This window comes from Aeoliella straminimaris, from assembly GCF_024054565.1.
In the GTDB taxonomy this organism is placed as follows: domain Bacteria; phylum Planctomycetota; class Planctomycetia; order Pirellulales; family Lacipirellulaceae; genus Aeoliella; species Aeoliella straminimaris.
In genome coordinates this window covers 1-5,288 of sequence record NZ_JAMXLR010000034.1, presented here as the reverse complement: position 1 = coordinate 5,288, position 5,288 = coordinate 1, and the positions used below count along the sequence as shown (strand labels likewise).

Sequence of the window (5,288 nt, the reverse complement as noted above, 5' to 3'; positions counted from 1 at the left end):
AATGTGGACGCCGCGACCTTGTTCTATTACAACGCCATCGGTGTCACCCCGGCGATGGCGGTCACCCGCCCCGGCGTTGGCTCCGACTACGGCCTCCTCAGTATCGACTCTGAAAAGCGCGCGCTGGATGGCTCCAAAACCTACCGCCTGACCTTGCCGCCCAATGTGCCGGTCAAGGACTTCTGGGCCGTGACCATCGACGACACCCAGACCCGCTCGCAGCTGCAGACCAATCAGCAGTTTCCCACCGTCGGCAGCCAGACGGAGGGCATGCAGAAGAATGCCGACGGCTCCTACGATATCTACTTCGCGCCCGAGCCACCCGAGGGTAAGGAGGGCAACTGGCTACAGACGATACCCGGCAAGAGCTGGTTGATAATTCTGCGCATGTACGGCCCGGAGCAGGCGTGGATTGATAAGACCTGGCGACCAGGTGAGATTGAATTGTTGGACTGAAAGCGATTCGATTAGCAAGCGGCAGATCTGCATGCATTCACGGATGCGTGCGGTCACTTCAAACCCTTGGCCTGCACATCAAGATAGCCGGGCTTGAATTGCCTAGCATCAATGGCGTTGTTAAGCAGTCCGGACCGGATTGAACGGGCGTGACGTTGGTCACTTGGGTTCGCCGTAGGCATCTGTAGAGAGCGCGTCTTTCGTGGCTTCAACGTCACTTTGCTAGCTGCCTGCCGAAAACGACACCATGACGTGGATGGCGGCTTTCTCAAGTGTGGCCGTGCATCTCCCTCTTCCCAATAGTGACTGTGATTACCTACCAAGGTGGCACACGCTTTACTGAGTATAGGGACTTGCCAACTGACTTAGGTTGCATCATCCGCTGAGGATACGGACGACGGCAAACTCGCACTGTTCTCCTGAAATCGCGTCCCATAATTGCGAACAGCGCGAGTTAAGCCCATTTTTCGAACTTTGGGACACAAGAACCTATGTGATCACTCGACTATGCCTAGTCACGCCGACAGCCTGTCCTTGTCTCGACTCATATCCATGCCGACAATGAACGTTCAAGCGGTTTGCGTTATTCGGAGGTTGGGTTGCAACTATGGGTCGACGTTCGCGCCGGTATAGCTATCGCGATATGCGAGACTTGATTCGGTGGTCACTCGAGGGCTGCCCTGGATTCAGTACGGGGATCGAAGTCGAGGGTAAGCTGAACCATATCGCCGAAGGCATCTGGCACGAAAACTATTGGTTCTGGATCCGAGGTCGAGACTTATCGGCGGACCAGGCGAATCAAGCCTACGTCTTGCGACTTCTTGAGCAGCGGGAAGACTGGCAGAAGGGGCCCGAACCGCGCGAGCGCTTGTTGCGTGAAGCTGAAACGCTAAGAGTCTTGAAGATGAGCCCCTTCGCTAGCCCGACTCCTGCGTTCATTTGCTTCGTCCAGGACAGCGATTTAGAAACCATCGGACTAATCGAGACCGGTCTGCCGGGGTATTCTCTGGACCGACTCAAGGACCGCTCAACGCTGCGACTTGTCGGACGTGTGGCCGCCGACATTCATCGCCTTGAAATCGAAAGATTCTCGCATCTGCCCAGCAGCAATAGTCGCACGGAGCATGTGAAGTCACAGCTAGCTGAACTCGATGAAGCCTTGTTTGCCGAGTTTCCCTTAGCCGATGAGGTGCGTCAGTGGATCGCGGTGCAGATTCCTGCTGACGATCGTACCTGTGTCCTGCACGGAGACTTGCTACCACAAAATCTACTCTGCGACTGGGCTGCCAGCGGTGAGCCTGACGCACAGGTTGGCGTTGTCGATTGGGAAATGGCGCGCGTCGGCGATCCTGCGTACGACCTGGCGATTATCAGTCGCGGCGATCGAAAAGTCCTGGGTGTTAAGGACGGCCTAAAGGTGCTGGTCGAAGATTATTTGGAATTCGGGGGCCAACCGGTTTCTTTGGCCAACGTCCGCGTTTACGAACTCCTTCTCCTCATGAATTGGCTGGAGGAAGCCTGGCGCGAATATCAGAAGCCTGTGGCCAGAGGTCATGGACCGGACTACTACGAAGCGAAGCTGCAGTCGCTATTCCGACGCACGGTAAGTTGAACCTGGCTCAACCCCATCCCGTTCGCATTCCATGGCGTGCAAAGCAGCGAAATCTCTCACAAGATACGCGTCGAAGATGGATTCATATTCGATCGGGTAAGGCGTAGTATCTCCACTGGAGCGCGACTCGCGGTGTTGCCTTCGTTTGCTGATGTTTTGTCGGTCGGACTGTTCGCGTTGACTCAGATAGTCGGAATCGAGTTCGACGCCAAGTCGCCTGAGTTCTATTGCAGCGCAACGCCAATCGACGCCATAGCGCTTGCAGTAGCTGCGCAGCACGTTCTTGCCTTCGAAATCCTTGAGCCACAACACCGCGGACTGTAACCGGTCAGAACGCTTCATCCGCTTTGTCCGCGGGACGCTATGATTGTGCTTTCGATTCCGAGCCATTGCCGCTACTCCAACAGCCCTCTCTTGCGAAGCGAAGACTTGAGATGAGTCAGCGTCGGATGTTTCATTGCAAGATGAGCGGCGTGCTTGCCAGTGATCTGGGCGCCTTCGTCACCGCCAACAGCGTCGCGAAGGTCAGCCAAAATCTCGGCAGCCGCTTTGTAGTTGTTAGTTCCGCGTGCTTCGACGAGAGTGGTCGCCTCGCGAAGCCACTTCTGGGGCGCGTTGACCATCTGCTTCATTCGATCTTGACGTTCACATTCCTGCCTCGCAGCTTTGCGCCGCGAAGCGGCTTCACGCTTCTTTTGTGCCTTCGCCTCATGCTCTGTGCGCAGAACGTCGGTTCGTTCGAGCAACTCGGCGAACGTGCGTCCCAAGGCAGCGCAGGGCCAGTTCTTACTCGGCGCAGATTCACGGATTGCCGCAAGCATTTCTGCTTTAACAACGGCGGCATTGTCGACGAGTAACTTCCGCAATAGCCCTTTGCATTCACGCTGGCTGAGTGCTTCAATCCACGCGTCACGGCAGTGCTGTTGATCCTGCTGGGCAGGCAGCGTCGGCGCACCCTCAGAGGCCGCAACCAGAATCATAGGATCAAGTCCGAAGAACTCCATCACCGGGCCACAAAGTTCCAAGCACTCGGTAAGACCTCCGGGTACTGGCGGCTCAATGATGTCCGGCGAGCCATATTGATCAGCTGCAGCGCATAGCCAAAGCGAATACAGCACGCGCGCATCACCCGTGAGCAATTGATTCCGGATCTTAACGAGGTTATCCAAGTACTCGCCTGGTGACCAGATTTCCTCAAGGTCACCCGCATCATGATACGGATTGAGCGTCAAGACTCCGCCCTTACCCCTTGAATCCTTCTTCCAGGTAAGACCTTCGAGGCTGATATACTTGGCCCAAACCGAATTTGGAAGCGGCAAGCCAGAAGGCAGTCTGAGGGCCATCTTACGGATACCGAAGTTGGCGTAATGCAGGTGCGCGTCGTATCCATGACGAAGTAGACCAACTGCGTCACCGCTGAAATCACCGAAGTGATATTCGTTCTCGAACCGCCAGCAGGTGATTTCTGCCCGGGATGACTGATTTCGAGCGTAGACCAGTTCGCGATCCGTTAGCGGGCGATCCACGGCGCGAAATGCGAGGAACTGATATTCACTCAAGTCTGCAACCTCTTGTCAGTAGCTTACTTTTCGGTCCGTCGGCAGGATCATCGCGGAGCCGATGGTCGCCGAACCGTCAGCTTAGCAAATCTCGTTGCCGAATACTCGTGTATTGCCGTTCAGTCCAGCATCATGGTTACAAGAATCTCAACAAACTGCTGGCGGTGTGTTCGTGCTGGCGAGACCTCTGAGGATAGGTCAATGCGCCAAGCTGCGTCGGTTGGTCCAGCGAATGGCACTAGGTTAAGCGCTGCACAGATGACAGCGCATTGTTATTTCACAAGGTCACTGATTTTGACGCCCAGAGCTTGGGCCACAGCTAGCACCGTGGAGATGCGGGGATTGGACGTGCGATAGAGTAGGAACCAGTCACGTTTCTTGGCGGTCGGACCGTTGTATCCCAAGCCTTCACCGAGTTCATTCAGCGTCATTCCTGATTGCTCAAACAGGTTGCGAATGTTGTCCATCACGCCGTCTGCTGTCATGGTGTGATCGCCTTTTTAAGTTCAGTGAACAAGCTCACCAGTAGCCTACGTAAGTAGAGACGCTGAGGGTCGGTCACACCGGCCAGGAAAGCGAGTACTCGGTGAAGCAGCCGCTTCGACCAATTACCCCAAGCGTTTCCGCCTAAGAACGGGACCCATCTGAATCGCCATGGAATTGGGCGGTGGGAATCGCTGTCAATCGGAAGGCGATTCCATGGCAAGCTTGGATGCGGTACGCGCCCGCTTTGCGGGCAATGAGGGACTCCCGTTCGCAGATGTTTTGACCGAGGCCAGCATCCGGGACGTGCTCCACGAACATGGCGTCCAATATCGAGACCGCGTGTTCAACCCGGTCACCACCATCTGGGGTTTCCTGAGTCAGGTGCTCAGCGAAGACCATAGTTGTCGCGACGCCGTGTCGCGGATCATCGCACATCGTACGACCAGTGGCCAGGCGGTTTGTTCACCGAATACGTCCAGCTATTGCGATGCGCGGAGCCGTATTTTCACGGGCGTACTCTCCACCTTGGCGAAGCAGACGGCCGCAGAATTGCAGATGAGCATCGACCGCCAGTGGAAGTGGAACGGTCGCTCTGTGTTCATCGTTGATGGCTCGACCGTCTCGATGCCGGATACTCCCAAGAATCAACAGAGGTATCCACAACCACCAAAGCAACAGCCAGGGTTGGGCTTTCCATTGGCCCGGATCACGGTGCTGTTGTCGCTCGCCACCGGTGCTTGCCACGATCTGGAGATCGCGTCGTATCAGGGCAAGGGCACCGGCGAAAAGAGTCTCTTCCGCCGCATGTACGATACCCTCCAACCGGGCGATGTGGTTCTTGCCGACGCTTTGTTCGACGATTACTTCGTCACTTGGGAATTGTACCAACGCAACATCGATATCGTCGCGCGAGCTCAGTACGAGCGTGTAGGCAGCCGGATATTGGAAGGAAGCCCAGAGGGCGACTTGCTCGTTTGGCAGCGTCCCAGCAAGCCACGCGGAATGACAAAAGAGCAATACCGCAGCTACCCAGAGAGCCTCGTCATGCGGCAGGTGGACGTTGACGCTCGCGATAAGAACAACCGCGTGACACAATTTAAGGTGGTCACCACCCTTCTCAACGAGTCGATCGATGGTAAGCAGATTGGCGGTTTGTACGAGCGACGGTGGGAGGG

The 5,288-nt window shown here is 56.0% G+C and carries 6 protein-coding genes; 3 read left to right on the top strand and 3 right to left on the bottom strand.

Going from position 1 to position 5,288, the window contains the following annotated elements; all coding sequences use genetic code 11:
• A partial coding sequence (locus NG895_RS09430) for a DUF1214 domain-containing protein (protein WP_252852234.1) occupies nt 1-456 on the top strand: 456 nt, incomplete at its 5' end.
• A 607-nt stretch (nt 457-1,063) separates the two neighbouring features.
• Nucleotides 1,064-2,068, top strand: coding sequence for a phosphotransferase family protein (locus tag NG895_RS09425; protein ID WP_252852233.1), 1,005 nt, complete (start codon nt 1,064-1,066; stop codon nt 2,066-2,068).
• Here the strand turns inward: NG895_RS09425 and NG895_RS09420 are convergent.
• From NG895_RS09420 to NG895_RS09410, 3 genes are all read right to left on the bottom strand, one after another.
• Complete coding sequence (locus tag NG895_RS09420; protein WP_252852232.1) at nt 2,045-2,410, bottom strand: hypothetical protein; 366 nt, start codon at nt 2,408-2,410, stop codon at nt 2,045-2,047. The two genes, NG895_RS09425 and NG895_RS09420, sit on opposite strands and share 24 nt — an antisense overlap.
• 53 nt (nt 2,411-2,463) lie before the next feature.
• Nucleotides 2,464-3,627: a hypothetical protein gene (locus NG895_RS09415; protein ID WP_252852231.1), complete on the bottom strand. Its 1,164-nt coding sequence runs from the start codon at nt 3,625-3,627 to the stop codon at nt 2,464-2,466.
• 272 nt (nt 3,628-3,899) lie between these two features.
• Nucleotides 3,900-4,112 (bottom strand): helix-turn-helix domain-containing protein, encoded by a 213-nt coding sequence (locus NG895_RS09410; RefSeq protein WP_252852230.1) that lies wholly within the window; start codon nt 4,110-4,112, stop codon nt 3,900-3,902.
• A 214-nt stretch (nt 4,113-4,326) separates the two neighbouring features.
• Between NG895_RS09410 and NG895_RS09405 the strand changes: the two genes are divergently transcribed.
• Nucleotides 4,327-5,288: IS4 family transposase (locus tag NG895_RS09405; RefSeq protein WP_252852229.1), on the top strand; the 962-nt coding region annotated here is incomplete at its 3' end.